This window comes from Rhizobium sp. FKY42 (assembly GCF_005222835.1).
Taxonomy (GTDB): domain Bacteria; phylum Pseudomonadota; class Alphaproteobacteria; order Rhizobiales; family Rhizobiaceae; genus Neorhizobium.
Window position 1 is genome coordinate 72,096 of sequence record NZ_STGA01000002.1, and the last position, 22,786, is coordinate 94,881.

General features: G+C 57.0%; 16 protein-coding genes. All 16 read right to left on the reverse strand.

All coding sequences use genetic code 11. The features are described from left to right. Positions 1 to 23: 23 nt before the first annotated feature. The 16 genes from E8M78_RS00475 to ugpB all read right to left on the reverse strand — a co-directional run bounded on the left by E8M78_RS00475 (position 24) and on the right by ugpB (position 22,745). Positions 24 to 2,534: a hypothetical protein gene (locus E8M78_RS00475; protein ID WP_205910203.1), complete on the reverse strand. Its 2,511-nt coding sequence runs from the start codon at positions 2,532 to 2,534 to the stop codon at positions 24 to 26. A 2-nt stretch (positions 2,535 to 2,536) separates the two neighbouring features. Continuing rightward, a complete protein-coding gene (locus E8M78_RS00480; RefSeq protein WP_137133185.1) occupies positions 2,537 to 3,298 on the reverse strand; it encodes a hypothetical protein in 762 nt (253 codons plus the stop codon). Further along, the gene (locus E8M78_RS00485; protein ID WP_281405039.1) at positions 3,295 to 4,347 is read right to left on the reverse strand and encodes an oligopeptide/dipeptide ABC transporter ATP-binding protein; all 1,053 of its coding nucleotides are present in this window, start codon (positions 4,345 to 4,347) and stop codon (positions 3,295 to 3,297) included. The genes E8M78_RS00480 and E8M78_RS00485 overlap by 4 nt, the downstream gene beginning before the upstream one ends. Next, positions 4,344 to 5,384: an ABC transporter ATP-binding protein gene (locus tag E8M78_RS00490; protein ID WP_137133186.1), complete on the reverse strand. Its 1,041-nt coding sequence runs from the start codon at positions 5,382 to 5,384 to the stop codon at positions 4,344 to 4,346. The genes E8M78_RS00485 and E8M78_RS00490 overlap by 4 nt, the downstream gene beginning before the upstream one ends. 14 nt (positions 5,385 to 5,398) lie before the next feature. Beyond that, positions 5,399 to 6,586: an ABC transporter permease gene (locus tag E8M78_RS00495; protein ID WP_246658164.1), complete on the reverse strand. Its 1,188-nt coding sequence runs from the start codon at positions 6,584 to 6,586 to the stop codon at positions 5,399 to 5,401. Positions 6,587 to 6,599: 13 nt separating this feature from the next. Next, entirely contained in the window at positions 6,600 to 7,586 is a 987-nt protein-coding gene (locus E8M78_RS00500) for an ABC transporter permease (RefSeq protein WP_137133187.1), read from the reverse strand. A gap of 144 nt (positions 7,587 to 7,730) precedes the next feature. After that, complete coding sequence (locus E8M78_RS00505) at positions 7,731 to 9,635, reverse strand: ABC transporter substrate-binding protein (RefSeq protein WP_137133188.1); 1,905 nt, start codon at positions 9,633 to 9,635, stop codon at positions 7,731 to 7,733. A gap of 124 nt (positions 9,636 to 9,759) precedes the next feature. Beyond that, positions 9,760 to 10,812, reverse strand: a complete 1,053-nt coding sequence (locus tag E8M78_RS00510; protein ID WP_137133189.1) for a LacI family DNA-binding transcriptional regulator — start codon at positions 10,810 to 10,812, stop codon at positions 9,760 to 9,762. A 10-nt stretch (positions 10,813 to 10,822) separates the two neighbouring features. Next, positions 10,823 to 12,058, reverse strand: coding sequence for a CehA/McbA family metallohydrolase (locus E8M78_RS00515; protein WP_137133190.1), 1,236 nt, complete (start codon positions 12,056 to 12,058; stop codon positions 10,823 to 10,825). Further along, the gene (locus E8M78_RS00520; RefSeq protein ID WP_137133191.1) at positions 12,058 to 15,120 is read right to left on the reverse strand and encodes a glycoside hydrolase family 38 C-terminal domain-containing protein; all 3,063 of its coding nucleotides are present in this window, start codon (positions 15,118 to 15,120) and stop codon (positions 12,058 to 12,060) included. Before E8M78_RS00520 ends, E8M78_RS00515 begins: the two co-directional genes overlap by 1 nt. A gap of 64 nt (positions 15,121 to 15,184) precedes the next feature. Continuing rightward, positions 15,185 to 16,528 carry a glycoside hydrolase family 28 protein gene (locus tag E8M78_RS00525; RefSeq protein WP_246658165.1) on the reverse strand — a complete coding sequence of 448 codons (1,344 nt, stop codon included), beginning with the start codon at positions 16,526 to 16,528 and terminating at the stop codon, positions 15,185 to 15,187. A 136-nt stretch (positions 16,529 to 16,664) separates the two neighbouring features. Continuing rightward, a complete protein-coding gene (locus E8M78_RS00530) occupies positions 16,665 to 18,308 on the reverse strand; it encodes a Na/Pi cotransporter family protein (protein ID WP_137133192.1) in 1,644 nt (547 codons plus the stop codon). Positions 18,309 to 18,507: 199 nt separating this feature from the next. Next, positions 18,508 to 19,548, reverse strand: a complete 1,041-nt coding sequence (locus E8M78_RS00535) for a sn-glycerol-3-phosphate import ATP-binding protein UgpC (protein ID WP_137133193.1) — start codon at positions 19,546 to 19,548, stop codon at positions 18,508 to 18,510. Continuing rightward, on the reverse strand, positions 19,548 to 20,396 hold the full coding sequence (gene ugpE, locus E8M78_RS00540) for a sn-glycerol-3-phosphate ABC transporter permease UgpE (RefSeq protein WP_137133194.1): 849 nt from the start codon (positions 20,394 to 20,396) through the stop codon (positions 19,548 to 19,550). The genes E8M78_RS00535 and ugpE overlap by 1 nt, the downstream gene beginning before the upstream one ends. Positions 20,397 to 20,403: 7 nt before the next feature. Next, positions 20,404 to 21,285: a sn-glycerol-3-phosphate ABC transporter permease UgpA gene (gene ugpA, locus E8M78_RS00545; RefSeq protein ID WP_062556748.1), complete on the reverse strand. Its 882-nt coding sequence runs from the start codon at positions 21,283 to 21,285 to the stop codon at positions 20,404 to 20,406. A gap of 155 nt (positions 21,286 to 21,440) precedes the next feature. Beyond that, entirely contained in the window at positions 21,441 to 22,745 is a 1,305-nt protein-coding gene (ugpB, locus tag E8M78_RS00550; protein ID WP_137133195.1) for a sn-glycerol-3-phosphate ABC transporter substrate-binding protein UgpB, read from the reverse strand. Positions 22,746 to 22,786: the final 41 nt, after the last annotated feature.

The window sequence follows — 22,786 nt, forward strand, 5'->3', positions numbered from 1 at the left end:
ATCAGATTCCTGCATGCGAAGGATCAAAAGGAGAATGCGGTTTCGGTCCGCACGAGAGGGTCGATGGTTCGATTAGGGAAGGCGTAGCTTTTGCCAGCCACCTGCAGCCCATCGTTCCACGACAGGGCGAGGTCAGGTTTACCGGGAAGCGAAACCGCCAGTGTCAGATCGCTGCCGCCGAGTGAAAGCCGTATATCCGACAGTTGAGAGACAAAAGCTTCGCGCGCAGTCTCATCTGCGACGTCACCCACGATGGTGATCCAGCCACAGCGGTTCCCCGCGACGCGATACTCGATGCCCTCACCCGGACCGGCAGTCACCGGTGTGATGGTGCCCGTTGCCGTGAGTGCCGCAATGCCCTTACCGCTCGTCAGGATCAGCCAGTTATCAACCAACTCCACCTGATCGAAGGCAGCGGCCTCCACATAGGCATGGGTAAAGCCGATGCGCGGGTTGTCGCCGAGGTCGTAAAGCATCAGGCTTGCATTCTCATACTGCGCGGCCCGCGGCATGGAACCGTTACCTGCCCAGTAGGAAGGGCGCTGACTTCCCCAGGGATCATCCTCGCCCGGATGATTGACCCATGCCCGCGCGAAAGGATTGGCTGCGAAGCGAAGGTCCATCACATGCTGCTGGTGACCGCGGCCACCAGGTTTGCCATCCACCATTGAGGAGAGCTGCACATGCGCAGTTTTATAAAGCGCAAGACGCGCGGCCTCATCATGTCCTTGAACGTAGTGGGCAAGAACGGCGACGCCAGGCTTCGGCTCGACATAATCCGAAAGATGCGCAGGCGGTTCGTAGGTCCCTGCACAGAACATGGTCAGAGCGGCCACACCGTCGTTCAGGAAACCCTGACCGAACGCGACCGTCGCAAAGGGAGCAAGCTCGGTCAAAGGACCTGCGCGCAGCTCCTTGTCATAGGCGCGGCCCATGCTGCCAGCCGGAACTCCGCCGGACGTGTGCAGCGCGATCATCGTGAACAATCGGTCCAACAACAGTTTCGACCGACGCTTGATTTCTCCGTCCCCGAAATGCTCCAGCGCCAGCAAACCAATGAAATCGATCGGGTAATAGGCGGCGGAGTTCCATTCAGCAAGCCCATGCGTCTCGACGGAATCGAACCACTTGAGCAGGCGCCCTTCGCCAAGCGCCGCCTGCTGATCGCCGGTACGGCCCGAGCAGGCAAACCGTCTTTCGTTGAAAAGGCGCCCTGCCAGATATTGCGAGACATGGAAACATAGGACGTGGTTCTCGCTCCAGAACCACATCACATCATTTCCGGGCTCATCCACCCAGTAGCGATAATTCAGAACCGAGGTTTCAATCTGCTCCCAGAGATCCGCCGGAATCTGGTTCCGATAGGCCCCTGCCAACCAGAGAAGCGGCACTAGCACGAAATCGGAGCAATCCCTCCGTTCGTCGATGGCCGCGATAGTGTTGGCAATGATCTCGCGGAAAGTGGCGTCCGGTTTACGGCCCAGAGCGAGATAGGCTATGGCTTTGCCGGCGCGCTGCTCGCCATGATCCGCAGCAAAGGTAAGTGCCGCCAGCTTGCGCGCTGCCAATGATTGATCCCGCATGTCTCGCGCAGCGTCCCGCATCGTGGCAAACGCGATGTGACGAGAGACGGACACGTTACCGACCGAAAAAGTAAGATCCAGCGGATGATAGCCATCCGGCAGTCTGTCGACGCTGGTCAAAGCAAGCATTCTTTCGCCAGCCTTCAGATCCACAGTCACATCGAGGAGCGGTGGCTTGTCCCGCATGTGGACGCTTGGGAGGATACTCGCCCGCAACCGCACATCAACCGATGGCGCATGCGAAAAGACGAGAGAGACCTTACCATCTTTCGAATGAAAGGGAGTTGGACGAACCTCGGTCGCCAGATCCTTCAGCAGGGAAATCGTTGCATCGGAAGCATCGACAGGAAGCTCGACATGCAGATCCTCCGTGCCAAGTGAGGTGAGTTCAAAGTACCAAAGCGCATCGCGCTCTGCCAGTTCCTCACACAGAACCACGACCTCGCTTCCTGTGACTTTCAGCGGCAGAGTGATTTCCGTCTGGCTCTCCTTGTTGCGTTTGAAGGGCTCGAAGACCACGGCTTCCGCACCATCCACCCAGATGCGGACGCCGCCGCAGGTGGCGAGACGGAAGGGAACCGACCCCTCCTTCGAGGCCGATATGCGGGTCTTCAGCCAGCGCTCCAGTTTGGTGGGACGATGCCAGAAACCGGAAAATTCGACACGACGATTGAAGCCGGGAAGGTAGAGATCATCGACCGGGATGACATCGGGCAGATTGACCGTGCGAGACTTGATTTCCTTCCACAGGGCAACACGACACGGCAGATCACCGACATCAACAAAACCGTTGATGAAGCGGTAATTGACCCGGTCTTCCGCAAGCGCAATCTCGCCTGGATAATAGCTGGCGCGAATGGGCGACATGGCCCAGGCGGTCACTGCATCCCCCTGTCCGATGATGAAGCCGGTCGGCGGCGTTTGGGGTTTGCGGGTCGAGTTGATGCTCATGCTCATGTCTCCGCCTGACTTCGGTGGAAAGAAAGGCTGTCTATGTCGTATTTCGAAAGTTCAGAAATGAGGTGTTTGACGCGCGTCGGCACCCAAGCCTCCAGCACGGACCACGGAACAATCCTGTAATCACCGACGTCATCGCTGGTACGTGCGAAGATCCAGCTTGGCGTGAACCGCCAACTCTGAAGTTGTGCGCGCGCGTTTTGGTCCTGCTCTTCCGTGGCGTAGAAGAGACCTGCCTCGGAAAAGCGATTGGATAGATGAATGCCGTGCTGACCTGCCAGAGCTTCACACATCTCTTCGATGCGCTTGCCCGCTTGCAGACGCATGGCCTCACCATCCGCCCAGTGAGCGTGCTTACCCGGTTCAAGAAAAAGAACCGGCCTGCCCCCTTCAACCGGCGAGCTCCCGTCAGCGCGCCGCATGACGAGCCGCGAACCATGGCGCGACGCTTCGACAAGCGCGATCTGGCCCTGCAGATCGAGATGCAGCCAGACGTGTTCCAGGTCGTAGAGGTGCTGGATATCCCAGTCGTACCAGATCGCATATTCAATGACGCAGTCTGCAACCGGCTCGATTTGGAATTTGGAGGAAACGGACTGGGCGGCCTCGCGATAGATCGCAAACCCGGCAGCCAAGGGCAGAAAGGGCTCGGCATCATCCAGGCGTAAAAGCGGACGATGCGCATGGGCGAGATCCATCTCCGCACCTTCCGCACGGAGACTTCCCAGATCACCCAATATGGCAACGAGCCCATTCACTGTGCAGCAACCCCCGTTAGATCGAGGCTTTCGGCATAGTGGCAACGAACCTGTCTTCCCCCTGCAACGGACCGCAGAGCCGGGACCTCTGCCCTGCATTTGGCGTCCGCATAGGGACAACGCGGGTGGAAGGGGCAACCGGTCGGAATGTTCATCGCATCGGCAATTTCGCCCTTCAACGCCACACGCTTGCGCTCGCGGTTGCCGCGCGGGTCTGGCTGCGGCACTGCGGCCAGAAGTGCCTCGGTGTAGGGGTGCAGGGGCTTGGAGAACATTTCCTCCGTCGGACCAACCTCCATCAGACGACCGAGATACATCACGCCGATGCGGTCCGAGATGTGCTCAACCATCCCGAGATCATGGGTAATGAACAGATAGGTAAGACCAAGTTGCTCCTGCAGATCCTGCAGCAGGTTGATGTTTTGTGCCGCAACCGAAACATCAAGCGCAGAAACCGCCTCATCCGCAGCGATGAAGCTGGGGTTAAGCGCGAGCGCGCGGGCAATGCCGATACGCTGACGCTGACCGCCGGAAAAGGCGTGCGGATACCGTGCAACGTATTCGGGACGAAGCCCGACCAGACGCAGCAGTTCAGCAACCCGATCCTCGATCTCGGACGGGCTCCCCACACCGTGGATCGTGAGAGGTTCCCCGACAAGATCAAGAATCGTCATGCGCGGGTTGAGTGAGGAATAGGGATCCTGGAAAATCATCTGCATTTCGCGGCGGATCTCGCGCATTTCGCGGTCCCCAAGCGAAGTAATATCGACGATAGACCCGTTGGCGCGGCGAAACAGAATTTCCCCATCCGTCAAATCATAGGCGCGCAGAATGAGCCTCGCGATGGAAGACTTGCCGGAACCGGATTCCCCCACGAGACCAAAGGTTTCACCCTTTTTGATGTCAAAGGTAATATCGTCAACGGCCTTCACCTCGCCGATTTTCTTTCGCAACCAGCCGCCGTGCACGGGGAAGTACTTCTTCACGCCCCGAACAGAGATGAGTGTATCGTCCTGCATGGGCATAGCCTTTTCACTGGTAACGGTCATTCTGCAGCCTCCGAACGAAACTCCTCGGCAAAATGACAGCGCGACATCTGGCCACTTGGAAACCTGACCTCTGGTGGTGCCGTGACATTGCAGACACCGCCCACCGCACGCATGCAGCGCGGATGAAATGAACAGCCGTCAGGGACGTTGAATGGGTCTGGAACGGAGCCGGCGATGGTCTTCAGCCTTCGAGCCTTTTGCCCGCCCAGCTTTGGAATGGAGCGAAGCAAGGCCTGCGTGTAGGGATGTTTGGGTTCGTAGAATATCTCATCCACGGTTCCGGTCTCGACCACACGCCCGAGATACATGACCGCGACACGATCCGCGATGTCCGCCACCACGCCGAAATTGTGCGTGATGAAGACGATGGCCATGCCAAGTTCCTGCTGCAACGACTTGAGCAGATGCAGGATCTGCGCTTCGGTCGTCACATCCAGAGCCGTTGTCGGCTCATCGGCAATCAGGAGCGTGGGATCGCATGCAAGTGCCAGTGCAATCATCGCACGCTGGCGCATACCACCAGACAGATGATGCGGATAGCGATCGACAATATCGTTCGGGCGAGGCATCTGCACCTTGGTCAAAAGTTCGATGGCGCGAGCGCGCGCATCCGCTTTTGACACGTTCCGGTGCAACATGACGGTGCGCATGATCTGCGTGCCAATCGTGTGAACCGGAGACAGTGCCGTCATCGGTTCCTGGAAGATCATGCCGATCTCGTTGCCGCGAAGGTCACGCATGGTGGAGCTCTGGCGGTCTTCGGAAGAGATCAGAACCTCTTGGCCGCTTTTGCGCCGAAAACGGATTGAGCCACCAGCATCAAGCGCCTGTTTCGGCTGCAACCGCATGATGGAGCGAGCCGTGACGGATTTGCCCGAACCGCTCTCTCCGACGATACCGAGAACTTCACCGCGATTGATGTGGTAGGACACGCCGTTGACGGCTTTCACCAAGCCTTCGCGCATGGGGAAGTGAACATTCACGTCATCCAGTTGCAGCAGGCGTTCCGGCGGGAAGGGATTGTTGGACTGTATCATAATGTTCTCCTCGCTCAGCGACCGTAAGGATCAGCCGCATCGCGCAGGCCATCACCGAGGAAGTTGAAGGCCAGCACCACCAGAATGATGGCGATGCCGGGCGACAGCAGCCAGGGCGCCAGACTGATGGAGCGCAAGTTCTGCGCATCCTGCAGCAGCACACCCCAGCTGACAACCGGCGGCCGAAGCCCAAGCCCCAGGAAGCTGAGCGCCGTTTCACCGAGGATCATTTCCGGTATTGCGAGCGTCACCGCGGCAATAATGTAGCTCGTCATGGCAGGAAGCATATGGCGCGTGATGATGCGGTATTCCGATGCACCGGCCAGCCGCGCGGCCAGAATGTAATCCTCGTTACGCAAAGCGAAGAAGCGACCACGCACAACACGCGCCAGATGTGTCCAGCCGATCAGGGCCAGAATGAACGTGATCAACACATAGACAAAGAGCGGATCCCAGGCGATCGGCAGCGCCGCCGCCAACCCCATCCAGAGCGGAATTGTCGGGACCGAGCGAATGAACTCCATCAGGCGCTGAATGAGAGCGTCGATGAGGCCGCCGTAATAGCCGGCGATCGCACCGATGAAGAGACCGATGACAAAGGAGAAGGCCACGCCGATCAGGCCAGCGGACAGGGTAACGCGAGCGCCATAGAGCAACCGCGTGAACAGGTCGCGTCCAAGCGAGTCCGTACCCAACAGGTTAACCTTCTGGCGCTTGTCGGCAGCGCCGAAGAGATGGATCTTGGTGGGAACGAGGCCCAGCAGATCGTATTCCGGGCCTTCGACAAAGAAGCTGATCGGTACGATCTTTGTCGTATCGCGCTCATAGATCACGCGCGCCGTTTCCGGGTCGCGGGAGCGTTTCAGCGCATAGATGAACGGGCCCTGGAACTTGCCATCGTGGAACAGATGGATACTCGCCGGAGGCACGAACGTATTCAGCTTGTCGATGTCCGCCGGACGGTAAGGCGAAATGAAATCGGCGAACAATGCCGAGAGGAAACAGAAGATCAGAAAGAACAGCGAGACCATGGCAAGCTTGTGCTTGCGGAAGCGCCACCAGATGAGCGTCCACGGCTTTGCCGTATAGCTGCGGCCTTCCTTCGTGGTCTGCTCACCGGCAAGAGGTGGCACTTCGCGTTCTTCGGAAGCCATGACGGCATCGTAAATCGGATCAGACATGGTGTTGGAAATCTGGGTCATGAATCGCGTCTCCTCACGCCATGCGAATGCGCGGATCGGAAACCGCAAGCAGGATGTCGGACAGCACCGTGCCGATGACGGTGAAGACGCTGAGGATGAGAATGAAACTTCCGGCCAGATACATATCCTGCATCTGCAGGGCCTTCAGAAGCAGCGGGCCGGTTGTCGGCAGGTTGAGGACGACGGCGGCAATGATATCCCCTGAGAACAGAGCAGGAAGCGCCCAGCCGACCGTCGAGATGAATGGGTTGAGAGCAATGCGGACAGGGTAACGCCAGACAACCGTTCGTTCGGTGAAGCCCTGCGCGTAGGCCGTCTCGACATAGGGCTTGCCCAATTCGTCCAGCATGTTGGCGCGCATGACACGGATGAGGCCCGCCGTACTGCCAAACGCCAGAACGACGATCGGCACCCATAGATGTTCGAGCAGATCGACGAACTTGCCCCATGACCATGGTGCCGTCTCGTATTGTCTTGAGAACAGTCCACCGACATCCATGTTGAAATAGGCGTAACCCAGCCACATCAGGATGAGTGCCAGCATGAATTCCGGAATGCCTTTGCCGATAAAGCCGAAGACGGTGAAGATGTAGTCGAAGAACGAATACTGGCGGGTCGCGGAATAGACGCCAATCGGGATCGCGATGATCCATGTGAAGATCATTGAAAGGGTAGAGATTGCCAGCGTCAGGCCCAGCCGGTCCCAGATCATGTCCTTGACGTCCATGTTCCATTCGAGAGACCTGCCGAAATCACCATGCATGACGATGGCGCTGATCCAGCGCCAGTACTGCACCAGCAACGGATCGTTGAGGCCGAACTCCTGGCGCATCGCCGCTTCCTGCAGTTCGGTGATGTATTCGCCGGAATGCCGCAGCTGCGCCACATAGGCTGTGACGTAATCGCCCGGTGGAAGCTGGATAATGACGAAGGAAATGAATGACACAAAGACCAGAGTGGGAATGGCCCACAAGATCCGGTTCACGATGAGGCTGAGCATGGCTTCCCTTTCCGGGCACCGGTCGCGCGGTCACGGATGCTGTTACCACGCAGGTGGCAACAGCATCGCCGAGACTGCTTTGGTCCGGTTCAGTTCAATGGAAAATAGCGCCCACGATCACCGAGTGTCGCGGGCGCCTCTTCATCACTTCGCGAAGAAGAACTGTGCAGGGAAGGACAAACCTTCACCGCGCGTCACGTCATCGTTGATCAGACCGTCGCGGACATTCTTCACGGTATTCTTGGCAATGACGAGCGCCGGAGTTTCACCCACAAGACCAATGACATAGCCCTGTTCGACGAAGGTACGGATCATCTCGTTGACGGCCTTGTCTGCCTCTTCCTGCGTCCCTGCGACCGAAGCCTTTTCCCACGCAGCCCAGAGCTTGCGGATCGGATGATCCTTCGGCGGCTCAATGCCCGATACGCCCTTGGTTTCGTGCCACTTGTAGTATTCCTGGCCGTATCCATCGTCACCGAGGATGAGGCGGGGATCGGAAGGCACGATGGAAAGGCGGTCGAAGGAGGTGTACTGCATCTCGAAGGCGTTGTTATCGCGGTTCGCATCGAACGCCGTACGGTCGATAATGCGCGCCTGAAGCTCGATACCGATGTCTTTCCAGCTGTTGCGAACCAGTTCCAGCGTGTTTGCAAACGCATCCTGGTTGGCTTCAACAACGATGGTAACACGTTTCCCATCCGGACCAAGGCGGTAGCCGTCGGCATCCTTCTTGTTCAGGCCGATCTGGTCGAGCAGCTTATTCGCCTTATCAGGATCAAACTCTGCCCAGTGCTTTTCGAGGTCTTCCTGATAGTAAGGCGAACCGGAAACCGGCGATGCAGAACGCGCTTCTCCAAGACCGGACTGGGCCAGCTCGTTGATCGTATCGCGATCGACGCCAATGCTGAGCGCCTGACGGAACTCGGCCTTCGCATACAGTTCCTGCAACTGCTTGTTCTTGGTGGTGAGGTTGGGCACGAGCGACCAGACTTCGGAGTTCGTCCACTTCAGAACCTTGTAGTTCCCCTTCTTCTCGTTTTCCTTGTAGAAGGTGAAGTCACCATTGTTGGTGAAACGCTGCTGCATATCCAGCTGTCCCTGCACCACCATAAGGTTGAAGCTCTCCTGAGCATCAAAAAGCTTGTGCTCCACGCGATCAATATAGGGCAACTGGTTTCCGGCCTTATCGACCATGTAGTAATAGGGATTGCGCTCCATGACCATGACATCTGCCGGTGGAGGCGTCACGATCTTCCAGGGCGTAATCACTGGCAGAGCCGGATTCTGGTTCCAGGCCGTGATAGGCCCCTTGGAGCCCCACAGATCCTGCCACTTCTTGACGCCCTTTTCCGCAACCGCCTTGTCGAGGGCGGCCTTGTCGACATACTTGGGATGGAAGTTCTTCAGGTAATGCTTCGGCTGAATGAAGGATGGGCGGTCGAGGCTTGGCTCTCCGATCGAGTCCTTCGCCATGATCGTCAGAAAGTAGACATAAGGTGTTTCGAACGAAACCTTGAACGTGCGTGCATCGACGATATCGACCTTCATCGGCTTGCCGCCAGGCGCATAGAGCGTATCAATCACTGGCACGATATCACGGTTCATGAAGACGTCTTCATACCAGAACTTGACGTCTTCCGTCGTTACCGGCTGGCCGTCGGACCACTTGAGGCCTTCAAGAAGCGTGAAGGTGAATTCCTTCGCATCCGGGCTCATCTTGTAGCTTTCGATGAAAGTCGGCATTAGCTCGAGCTTGCCATCCTCACCCATGGCAAATTTTAACGCGCGCTCCTCAAGAAGCTTGGTCGGACCCCAGCGGTCACCCGGTCCCTTGTAGGCGCGATGCCACGTACCACCAAATGTACCTGCCTCACCAAGATCCAGGACGCGGGGTTTGGCAGGAAGACGCTTCTCCACCGGCGGAAGCTTCCCGGCCTTCACCTGCTCGGCCAGCATCGGCGACTCCTGAAACGCAAGCGCCGTTGTAGCGGCACAGCTCGTCAGAAGAGCGACTATTGATGCAATGAAAATTTTTCTATTATTGCGCATGCCCGTCCTCCCAGATGGAAAAATTTCAGCGATAACCACTATATTTCCCGTTAAATCGCCCTGAAACGGACGATCTTTCATCAGAGTGTGAAAATCAAGGACAAAAATATTTTCATTTTTCGCATCAGCGAAGGAGGTTCGATGCTGCGCTATCTCGCTCGATGAGACGGCAACCCAATTCGATCCGTTGCGTCGGGTGATCGTGTCCGCTGATTGAAAGCCTCTGCTCCAACGCCTTCAGTGTGGCCACAGCGAGCGAATCGAGCGGAACCCGGACTGTGGTCAGAGACGGAACGGTCAGGTCACCTGGGGCGACCCCGTCAAATCCGACGACCGCGATGTCACCGGGAATCTGGAAACCTTGCGCCTGCAGCTCGCTCAACGCCCCGATCGCAAGGTTATCTGCGGCACAAAAGACGGCCGTGTGGCCATCCAGACCGCCGTGGCGGGCAATGAACGCCCTCAGCGCCTCCCGCGCATGATCTGGTTCATACCCATCCGCATAAATCGTGCGGCCAAGGTCCAGTGGAAGGTTCTGTTCCATATAGGCATCATGGAAACCGTCGAGGCGCCGCATGATGGTGCTGCGTCCGCGCCATGTCAGATGAAGAATGCGCCGGTGTCCTCGTGAGAGAAGCCACTGCGTTGCAAGCCGTGCCGCATAGCGGTTCGCGGGCGCAACCGTATCCACCGACATGGTCGGGTCTTCGCCATTGAGCAAGACGATAGCGTAGTTCGAAGCAGCCAGCGGCCGCAGAAGTTTGGGATTATCGTCGTAAACGAGGATGATTCCTTCCGCGTTGACCGCTTTGGCGCCCGCAAGAATCTCTGCGGCGTTCAACTCAGGCGAACCATTGTGCGCGACAATCTTGATACCACGCCGCTCGCATTCGCGAGAGAGCGCGGTCAGCAATGTCCATGACACCAGATTGATGTCGTTGTGCGGCAGATTGCCGGGAGGTACGGCAAGGTAGATCGTGCTGAGGGAGGCGATTGCGCCTTTCTGCTGCCTCTTGGCGAGATAGCCCAGCCTTCGAGCCGCCTCCAGAACTTTGATCCGAACCTCGGCAGAAATCGGCGCCGTTCCATTCAGAACGTGCGAAACCGTGCTGAGCGCAACGCCCGCCTCCTTGGATACGTCCTTGATGCCGATCTTGCGCTCTGTGCGGCGGTCCAAATTCTATCCCCTATTCGGCGTAAAATGGATTGGTGAACAGCTTGGGTTCCTTGCCATGCCACACTTCGAAGCGCAGGAACTGACCCTCGAAGCGGTGATCCAGAACAAAGTTTGCGGCATCGGCGTGTTGTACACCAATCTGCCCCTTTTCGGTAATCACCCGAACCTCATCTCCCCGGCTCAAGCCGCTGAATTCGACCGGAACATCACTGCCAACCGGCACTTGAGAGCCGAATTCCGGAGTAGTTTCGCCAAACGGCTTTGCCATCGCTTCATCCGGAGAATGACACACGACATTGCGACCAGCTCGAACCGCCTCAAGGATAGCCGTAATGGAATGGCCATTCGACAGAAGCCTGTTTGCGGGCCGCCCATGACGACGACGGTTCTTCAAATGAAAATCACTGCCGCCCGTTGCAGGGATTCGACGGCCCTGCACCAGCAATTCCTGCCAGAATGCGAGGCCCTGCTCGTTCATCACGGACCAGTTGCCGTTCCAGATCTCATAGGCATCGAAACAGACATCGAAACCTGATTGCCAACGTCCGCCATCGGAATTTTGAAATGGGTGATTGATGACAATCGTTGCCCCGTTCGCCTTCGCCTCCAGCATCTTGTCGGCGACATCCTTTGGGGAGCGGCAACGCCAGTCTTCGACAGGTTTTGCAACACCATGAAAGTTCGTGTGACCGTAGAAGGAGGTTAGCTCCATCGCGGGGATGACGAGAATGTCGGGATCGTCCGGGCGAATGAAATTCTGCGAAATCGTGTTGTGATCGGTAATGGATACAAAGTTCAGGCGCGAGGCACGCGCGCGGTAGATTGCATCGAGAACAGTCACGCCGCCGTCGGAGTGCTCGGAATGGCTATGCAGTTCTCCCACCAGCCACTGCTTCTGTTTGTTGACCAAGCGGATCTGGACATCAACCTTGCAGTTCGGCCCGATTTTCACAATCCCGAGCACGACATGCCACGAACCGGGCAGCGGGCCTGCATCATAGCCAGGAGTCGCGCGATCTTCTTCCACCGTGATGTGGCCCCGTTCAGAGCCAGTCCATCCGCGCATTCGGCCGTTTCGCGCTACACCGAGATCAATCACGCTACCACCACCACCGAATGGATAGTGATAGCTCACTTCGATGCGGTCCACCTCCGGCCCAACTTCGAAGGGAATTTCGACGAAAGACTTTTCGCCTTCAGGAAATGTATCGATCGTTACGTCGATCTGATGGTAGGGCGCATTCATCACTTGTCAGTTCCCGTCAATTTCAGTGTCACGATTTCAAATGGTTTGAACGTCAGCGCCACATGACCATCCGGAGAGATCTGCAATGGCTGCAGGTCACGTTCGAGGAGATCCACGGTCTCGATTGTTTCGATGGTATCAGGGAGCCGAAGCGCAATTGTTCTCTGTCGTCCGCCCGTCTCCCACAGGCGAACGATGAGGCCATCATCGGCCTCCGCGCGCTTGACCGCTTCGACCGCGACACCTTCTCCTTCAACAGCGAAAGGCAGCACAGCAGCAAAGTGACCGGACACAAGTCGGAGCGGATTGTTGAATTCCTCAGCTGCTTCCTGGACTGCGACGAGATCGCCATCATGCAGCATCAATGCGTAGCGGAAGCGGTGCTGACCCTGATCTGCCTGCTCCCAAGGATAGGTTGGGGAACGCAGGAGCGTCAGTCTCAACATATTGCCCTTGGCGTCATAGCCATATTTGCAGTCGTTGAGCAGAGCCGCACCAAAACCCTGTTCCCGCATGGACACCCAACGCTGCATAGAACATTCGAACCGTGCTCGATCCCAGGACGTGTTACGATGGCTTGCACGGCTGACATGGCCAAACTGAATCTCAGCCTCGACCGAAGCAGAGTTGAGCGCCAGCGGGAAGGCAGTCTTCACCAGCGTATTGTGTTCATGCCAATCAATGTATGTGTCGAACTCCACTTGCCGCGCGTCAGCCTCCAAAGAGATGACCTGAACAATTGTCGAATTCTCATAAGCCCACTCGAAGCGGAGAGCAGAACGCAGAGGGCCCTGCTCGACAATTCGGCAATCGACAGGAGCACCAAGCTCATAGGGCTGATCCTCGAAATCGGCGTCGATATCCCAGGCGTCGAATTGCACAGGCATGTCACGGAAAATCTGGAGCTGGTTCGCTAGCGCTCCGGAAGGCAGTAATTCACGATTTACCAGACGGTCGAAAATCGAGGTGATGCCGCCCGTCTCATTGAAACGCACGACGAGATGCGAGTTTTCGAGCGAAGACAGCGTCACCGTCGGCGCAGAGCCCTGCTCCGGCGAGGCTTTTAGGGAACTGAGGCCGAGCGGCGTAGCGTTGCCAACTGGAATGGCGAACTCTTCTGCGCCATCCGCGCGATGAATGACCTGCTCAGAGGCAGCGCCAATGTCCTGCGTGGTAATTGCAAGACCACTTCGCTGTCGCGGCAGCGTGTTCAACACGGAAAGCCCCTCAGCTTTCCGCAAGACATCGAGTAGTTCGGCAGTCAGCCGTGCAGCCGTCTCGAAAAACTCTGCATAGTCGCGGTCACTATCATCATAGACCGCGCCGATCGATGAACCCGGCAGGATATCGTGAAACTGGTTCAGCATCACAATATCCCAAAGTGCACGAATTTCCTTTGATGGGTAGGGGTGACCCTGTTCATGCTGCGCGAGAACAGCCAGCATTTCGATCTCGCGCAAGGCGATTTCCGCCAGACGGTTGTTGCGCTTGTTCTTGGCAACCGATGTCAGCGTTCCGCGGTGAAACTCCGCATAAAGCTCGCCGACCCATACCGGATATTGCTCGGGATTTGCCTTCATCCGCTCGATCAACCGCTCGAAGAAGGGTCGCATCGGCGCGTGTTCAACTTTCGGGCAGCCAGGAATGCCGCGTTCCATGCGTCGAATGTTCTGAAGCATTTCACGCGTCGGTCCGCCGCCGCCGTCGCCGTGGCCGTAGACCAAGAAAAGCTCGGTGTTCAACTCCTGCTGGCCGTGCCTGCGCCAGGTGCCCATGACGTGGCTGGGCTTGAGATCAGGGCAGTAAGTGGTGCCGATGCTTTTTGAGTCATAAGGCTGCGTTGTCAGGAAATAGGCCGGCACTTTAGTGCCATCGATACCCTGCCAGAACAGTGTCTCGTCCGGCATCCGGTTGGTATCGTTCCAGGAAAGCTTGTGCGTGACGAAGCTGTCGAGGCCCGATTTTTCCATCAATTGAGGTAGGGAAGCGGAATAGCCGAACGTGTCCGGCAGCCAGACCATGCGCGGGCGGATGCCGAAGGTCTTTTCGTGATAATCGACGCCATAGAGGATATGGCGTACCAAGGCTTCTCCACCGGCAATATTGACATCCGGCTCCAGCCACAACCCACCTTCGATCTCGAAACGGCCCGTCTCTACTTCAGCCTCAATCCGCTGGAACAGTTCCGGATAGTCCTCTGACAGATAGTCCAGAAGCACGCATTGATTATACATGAAGCGGTAGTCTGGAAAGTCCTGCATCAGCGCTAGCGCTGTCGCCATGGAGCGCGCCATCTTCTGGCGCGTTTCCCGCACCCGCCAGAGCCATGCAACATCGATATGGGTATGACCGGTGACGGTGATTGTCGGCTTCGCCTCGAAATCCGGCGTTTCATAAATGGGTTGGGCGGCAAGCCGTGCCGCGGCAACAGAACGGAGAAAGCGGACATCATCGCCTGGGCGGAGATCGACCAGATCCAGAGCTTTCTCCACGTGGTTCATGATGAAATGACGGCGTGGATCGTCTTCGGCCAGAAGGCGTGCGACATCCAGAGGTGCACGCAGATCGTAGTAAAGATCATCGACTTCAAGATCATGCGCGTAAAGAGCACAGGCGAAACCAAGCTGACGTCGATCTTCAATGGTTCCGGCTTCAATCAGGATATCGAAAATCTCGCCTTCCCGCCCCTCATTGGTCAAAAGAAACTCGCGGTGATTTCCGTCCACCCCTTGGCGAATAGCGCCATTGACCCGCACGAGACATTGCGGATCGCTCCTGCCCATCACACTACCAAACGCGGCTTCGACCCGAACGGCAATGCGCTTCCCTTCGGCTTCGGGCGGAAGCGTGATCTTGCCACCGAACCAGTAATAGCCATCCGGTTCGCCCCAGATGAGATCCCGTGACACAGCGGTCCAGCCGGCACGATCGCTAGCCACCATGGCGGGGCGCGCTGCTGCGGAGCCGGGCGCATAAACCAGCGGCACATCGATATTCAGCGAGCTGAATATGTGCTCACGCAGGCGCGCCAGCAGATTATCGAGCTTCTTGAGGCGTTTCATAATAATATTCCGGATTTAGGGTCAGGAGCGCAGATGTGTCTGTGCGACACGCTAGCGGTAACTTTCACGACCAGACTGCAGGTTCGCGGTCGCGCACGACGATAGCCTCTGCTCCCCACCCAGACGGAAGCGGCGATGGGCGCCGGAATTCGACTTCGGAAAGCGAAAGCCCAACCACGTTCGATGCGAAGAAAGCCGGCATGCCTCCAGGATAAGGCACAAGCCCGATCACCTGCCCGTTCTCGTCCTTGACGAAAGCATTGGCGCGACCTGCAGCATCTGGCGAAGGTGCCAGATCGAAATGCGTCGGGCGCATATCATATCGTTGCCCGCGAAAGCGGCCATCCCGTTGATCGATCGTCAGCTTCCGGAAGGACACGTTGCGAATGCCGGACGCGCTGTCAGCGATTATATTGATCGCACCTTCCATCACGCCGGTGATGTTTTCGAAAACGATGTCCTCGACAGAGCCTGCGGGCGTGCCGGGCCGCCGGTCCACGACATTGATGGTGATCGCTTCGCCTGATCCCCAGAAACCGTCCGGCGTCTCGCTTGCCTCAAGGCGAATATTGCGATGAACGATGTTGCGCACGCGCCCACCATCTCGCGAAAAAATGCCAAGCGCGCGATTTGAGCGAACAATCTCGCAATCCTCGAACAGGATGTTTTCGAAATCGCCATAGCTCTCGGTGCCGATTTTCAAGGCACAGCTTCGGCTTTCGATCCTGCTATCGCGAACCGTGATATCCCGGCAGGCACCGATGGCTTTGCCATCCGACCCCTTACTGGTCTTGAGAACGACGCCGTCGTCTGCAGTTGCAATATCGCAGCCACGGATGGAAACGCGTTCGCAGGAGTCGATCACGATGCCATCCGTATTCGGCATCTCACGATCATTAACTACTTCAACGCCGCTGATCGTCACATCATGTGTCGATATCAGGTGGATCGTCCACATTGGAGAGCTTTGGACTGAGAATTCGGAGAGAGACACATTCCGGCAACGATCGAAGACGAGAACCCTTGGCCGATGCGCTGCCGGAATATGCGTTCCCATATCGTCCAGCCGGCCGACGATGTAATCCGCCCCAGGCGCCTCAATGACGCCTTTGCCGGAGATGCGCACGTCGGCAGCATCCTGCACGAGAATCATCGCCGTGTTGGAGTCTTCGGCAATGACATCAACCGTGTTGTCCGAATAGGCAGCATAGTTGGGCAGAAATTGGAGCACCGCACCTTCGGACAGATGCAGATCGAGGCCGCTGCGCAGCTTCAACCCTCCTGATACGTGGAGACCGGGCGCCAGCACCAGCCTCGCCCCAACTCGCGCCGCCCGATCGATTGCTTCCTGTAACGCAACAGTTTGACAGCCTTCCGTGGCCATAAAAACATTTTCATCGCGCGACACAGTTCAGTCCTCCCCAAGCATGCGAATGAAGCAACGAAGGAGAGTTTTAGTCGGATTATCGAGCCTTACAAGTGAAAATAACCGGTGAAGCGAAGGTAAATTCGCTGACACCATACTCTCGATAGTGAAATTATTTTTATTCCGCTGCTTTCAAGCGACTTTCTACCAGGAGCCCGCTTTCATCCAGGATGGGATGCGCTACGGAAACGATGTGTGCATTGATGCGCTTGAGGTCACGCAGCAAATCAAGGTGCAACGAGCTGGTCTGGAGGCTCTCGGTATTGCCCTCTTGCAATCGCTTCAGATGCTGCTCGGCGGACTGCTTTTCCATCCGGCGCACTTCCACCTTGATTTCCATCATCCGCTTTGCAAGCGCAAAATCGCGGGTAACAAAAATGGTCTGCGCAACGCGCAGGTTGTCCAATGTAAGGTTCATGAGCTTGGTCAGCTCGGCATAACCATCTTCCGAAAACTTCAAACCAAGCGAAATCTTCTTGCTGACCTGTGGAACGAGCCCCTTTTCGATGATATCGCCGATATGCTCGAGATTGATGGCATAGTCGATGATATGGATCGAGCGTCGGCTGTTTTCCTCATCCAGCCCGACACGGCCCAGTTTGGAGAGGTAGACCTTCACTTCCTGCTGAAGATTATCGACGCGCTTCTCCAGTGGTCCCACGTCTGCGAGTTGCGAGAAGTCGCCGCGGGTGAAAGCATCGGATGTCTTGATCAGCATCCGTTCAATCAGGTCGCCAACACCAAGGACTTCACGCGTGGCACTTGCCAGCGCAACAACGGGCGTCGACAGCTCTGCCTTGTCGAGAAACCGAGGCTGCGTGTCATTCTCGATCTCCTGAGGAATGAACTTCGCCATTGCGTTGGATAGCAGCGAGGAAAACGGCCAGGCAAGCATGGCCAGCAAGAGATTGAAGGCAAGATGTGCGTCGACCGCCAGCATCGAATGCGGCGTTGGCAGTGCTTCCAACAGAGAACCGCCATACCCTGCAAGCGGAAGTGCAATCGCGCATCCAACACCACGTACCACCAGATTGCCGAGCGTGACGCGCCGGGCCTGGGCCGCGCCGCCAAGTGAAGCGATAAAAGGTGGAATGGCACCGCCGAAATTCGAACCCAGCACCATGACGACAACAAGTCCGGTTGGTACTGTTCCCGACGCCGCCATGGATAGGATCAGAATGACGGCCGCCAGACTGGAAGAGGATACAAAGGCGATGAAAGCGGCGAGAGCGAACGCCACGATCCAGGCATTGTCCAGAAGGCCGACGAAAGCCACCAGTGCCTCTGAATGCCGCAGCGGTTCGGTTGCAGCGCTCATCAGATGCAGAGACAGGAGCATCAAGCCGATACCGATGAGGGCGACGCCAAGCCCTTGGCGGCTGGTCGAGCGCCCGCGATAGACGACGATCCCGATAAAGATCAGAAGTGGAGAAAGCCAGCCGATCCCGAAGCCGACAATCCAGGCGGTGATCGCGGTCCCGACATTGGCACCGAGCAGGACGATTTGCGCCATGCGCGGCTTAATCAGATCCTTTTCGACAAAGGAAGCCGTCATCAAGGCCGTTGCCGTAGAGCTTTGGAGGGCAATGGTGGCGAAGAAGCCGGAGAAGAAAGAGCGGAAGCCATTTTTCGTGCCGGATGCAAGACCGGTTCTGAGCTTGCCACCGAAGGCCCGGGAAACACCGTCCTTCACCTGCGTAAGACCGAAGAGCAGCAGAGCCACCGCTCCAAACAGGTTTATCAAGATGGCTGTCGAGCCCATTTCGCGTCTCTTTCTCTGACTCGCCAATCGGAATCGAGCAAACAGTATCTCAGGATTCAGCCAAAACTCTGAATGTTACGTTAGCGCCGGGTGCACTTTGATCCTGACGATTCGCACAATGAACATGCTATCACCATCTGTACAGAAAGATGCTGCTCGCGCGACCTCAAGAGACCACGCGAGCGACAGCAGATGCATTTCAGTTTATGCGAGCGCCATTTGCGTCGAAGTAGTGGAGATCTGCCGCAGACGCCGCGACCGATAGCTTATCACCCGTTTCGATCCGCGAACGGCCAGAAACGCGGAATGTGATATCCGCACCGGACGGCAGGGTGCCGTAGACATAGCTTTCTGCACCGACCAGCTCTACTGCACCGACGGTCACATCGGCGTTGAAGGCGGCATTGGCAACAGAACCATCCTGCAGTTTCAGATCTTCTGGACGAACACCAATCGTCGCCGCCGTCCCGGCACTGATCTCGCCCAACGTAAAGCCGCCGCGAGCAACATCAATGAGGTTCATGGAAGGAGAGCCGATGAAGGTTGCAACGAAGGTTGTTGCCGGGCGCTCGTAAAGCTCGATCGGCGTTCCGACCTGTTCGATCTTGCCACCGTTCAACACAACCAGCCGATCAGCCAGCGTCATGGCCTCCATCTGATCGTGCGTGACGTATACACTTGTCGTTCCCAGTGCGCGCTGAAGGCGCTTGATCTCGACGCGCATCTGCACACGCAGTTTGGCATCAAGGTTCGACAGCGGCTCATCAAACAGAAACGCTGATGGTTCGCGAACGATAGCGCGTCCCATTGCCACACGCTGACGCTGACCACCAGAGAGCTGGCGCGGCTTGCGCTCCAGATACTGCTCGATCTCCAGCGTCGCGGCAGCCTTCTTGATCCGCTGATCGATGACATCCGCCGGCGTGTTACGGTTCTTCAGGCCGTAGGCCAGATTCTGGCGCACCGTCATGTGCGGATAAAGCGCATAGTTCTGGAAAACCATCGCGATATCGCGCTCAGACGGCTCCAGGTCGTTGACAACGCGGTTCCCAATGGAGATCTCGCCGGACGAGATACCTTCCAGACCAGCAATCATGCGCAGAAGCGTGGATTTGCCGCAGCCGGAGGGGCCGACCAGCACGAGCAATTCGCCATCGGCGATATCGAGTGACACGCCCTTGATGGTCTCCACCGCGCCCGCATAGGTCTTGCGTACGTTATTCAGGGTAATCTTGGCCATTACTTTTCAGTCTCCACAAGGCCCTTGACGAACCAGCGCTGCATCAGAACAACCACCAGAATGGGCGGGATGATAGCAAGGATCGCCGTGACCATGACATAGTTCCACGGGGTTGCTGCGTCTGCGAAATCCACCATCTTGCGCAGACCAATGACGATGGTCGACATGCGCGCATCGTTGGTTACGAGAAGCGGCCACAGATATTGTGTCCAGCCGTAGATGAAGAGGATGACAAAGAGCGCTGCGATATTGGTGCGCGACAGGGGCAGCAGGATGTCCTTCATGAAGCGGAAGGGGCCTGCATTATCGATACGTGCGGCTTCGACCAGTTCGCCAGGGATGGTCAGAAAGAACTGGCGGAACAGGAATGTGGCGGTGGCCGATGCCATCAACGGAAGCGTCAGCCCCATATAGGTATCGATCAGCCCCAGATCGACGATCACCTTGTAAGTCGGCAGGATGCGAACCTCGACCGGCAGCATCAGCGTCACGAAGATCATCCAGAAGAAGACCATGCGGAACGGGAACTTGAAGAACACGATCGCATAGGCCGAAATGAATGAGATGATGATCTTGCCGATGGCAATGGCAAGAGCCACCACAAGCGTATTCAACAGCATGCGCTCGAGGCTGACGCCAGCAACACGCTCAACACCGCCTGTCATGGCGCTGGTGTAATTTTCCACAAGATGGTCGCCGGGCAGCAGCGAGATCGGCGGCCTGAGGATCTCCGCTGACGTCATCGACGAAGCAACGAAGGTGTAATAGATCGGGAATGCCACTATGATGATGCCGATGATCAGCATCAGATGGCCGAAGAGGTTTGCGATAGGTCGTCTTTCGATCATCTCGGCCTCACGAATAATGCACGCGCTTCTCGACGAAGCGGAACTGGAATGCTGTCAGGGCAATGACGATGATCATCAGGATGACCGACTGGGCTGCGGAAGAGCCGAGGTCGAGGTTTACAAACCCGTCGTTATAGACCTTGTAGACCAGAGTCTCCGTAGCCTTTGCCGGGCCACCATGGGTAACGGCATGAATAATACCGAACGTATCGAAGAAGGCATAAACGGTATTCACCACCAGCAGGAAGAACGTCGTCGGCGCCAGCAACGGGAACACGATGGTCCAGAAGCGGCGCGAGCCCCGCGCACCATCAATGGCCGCAGCTTCGATAAGCGACTTCGGAATAGCCTGCAGCCCCGCGACAAAAAACAGGAAGTTGTAACTGATCTGCTTCCACGCAGCTGCAACGACCACCAGAACCATCGCCTGATCACCGTTCAGCAGCGGATCCCATGCAATGCCGTTGCGGCGCAGGATATAGGCAAACGTGCCCATGGCGGGGTTGAACATGAACAGCCACAACATGCCTGCAATGGCGGGAGCCACGGCATACGGCCAGATGAGCAGCGTACGGTAAAAGCCCTGGCCTTTCGTGACGCGATCGGCGGCCGTTGCCAAGGCAAGCGCCACCACCATTGCAAGAATTGCCGTGGCTGCGCTGAAGACAACGGTTACCTGCAGAGAATGAATGTAGTTTTCATCCGACAGGACGTACCGGAAATTATCCAGCCCAACGAAGCCGCTTGCAAGACCAAAGGGATCTTCCCTTTGCATCGATTGATAAAGCGCCTGGCTGGCAGGCCAGAAAAAGAAGATCACTGTCAATATGATCTGCGGTGCGACCAGTAGATATGGCAGCACCTTATTGGGAAAAACGACGCGTTGCACGGCGGCTGTCCTGTGAATGCGCGAGCCCGGAAGCAGAGGTACTTTCGGGTCAGTCCACGCGATTTGAAATCAGGGAAGACAGGCATATCAAGGCCTGCCTGTCCCGGCAAAGGCAGCCCGCAACAAATACATGTCGCGGGAGCCTTCTGGAGATGTTAGCGACGAGCTTGCTTGATGGCAGCGTTGCCGCGCTCAACGATCTTGTCCATCGTTGCCTTCGCGTCCTGCTTGCCTGCGAGCAGAGCTTCATACTCTTCGTTCATGATGTCACGCACCTGCGGGAGGTTTACGAGACGCACGCCCTTGGAGTTTTCCGTCGGCGCCTTGCCCATCATCTGAAGGATCGGCGTCTGGCGAGCCGGGTTCTTCTCGTAAAAGCCAGACTTCTTGGTATCCTCGTAGGCAGCCATAGTTACCGGCAGATAACCGGAAACCTGATGCAGGCGGGCCTGGATCGGGGTCTGGGAGAGGAAGTTGAAGAACTGGGCAATGCCCTTGTATTCAGCATCGCTCTTGCCGCCGAAAACCCAGAGGCTGGCGCCGCCAGGGATCGTGTTCTGCGGACGGCCTTCGCCCGGATAGTACGGCAGCTGACCAATACCGTAATTCATGCCGGACTTGATGATATCGCCAAGACCACCGGAAGACTCCGTCATGATGCCGCATTCACCAGAGGTGAAAAGCTGCTTGGCTTCGGATGTACGACCGCCGTAACGGAAAGTGCCGTCCTTTGCGAGTTCAGCCAGCTTGCCGAAATGCTCCACGAAAAGCGGCGAGTTGACCTTGAGCTGCACATCCGTGCCACCGAGGCCGTTTTCGTTCGTGCCGTAGGACACGTTGTTCCAGGCCGCGAAGTTCTCGGTCTGGATCCAGGTCAGCCAGGTGGATGTCATGCCGCAGGGGCTAGCGCCGCTGGACTTGATCTTCTTGGCGGCCTCGAAGATTTCCGGCCAGGTCTTCGGCGCAGCATCCGGGTTCAAGCCCGCCTTCTTGAAGGTGTCCTTATTGTAGTAAAGGACAGGCGAGGAAGAGTTGTACGGGAACGAAAGCATCGTACCGTCAGGCTTCGAATAGTAGGCAACGATACCCGACAGGTACTTCGACTTGTCGAACGTAAAACCACCCTTCTTCAGCACGTCAGCGACAGGCATGACCGCGCCTTCTGCACCCATCATCACGCCGCTGCCTGCGTCAAACACCTGAAGAATTGCAGGAGCTTGCTTGGCGCGGAATGCGGCGATGCCAGCATTCAATGCTTCCGGATAGGTGCCCTTGAATACTGGTACGATCTTGTACTCGGTCTGGCTTTCATTGAATTCCTTGGCGAGCTGCTCCACAACTTCGTTGTTGGCGCCCGACATTGCGTGCCACCACTGCAATTCGGTAGCTGCAAAGCTTTGCGTCGCTGCCAAAATTGCACCTGCTGCGACGGCGCCTGCATAGAACGTGCGATAGGACATTCATTCCTCCCTGACATTTTTCATGGCGTGGCGTTCAAATC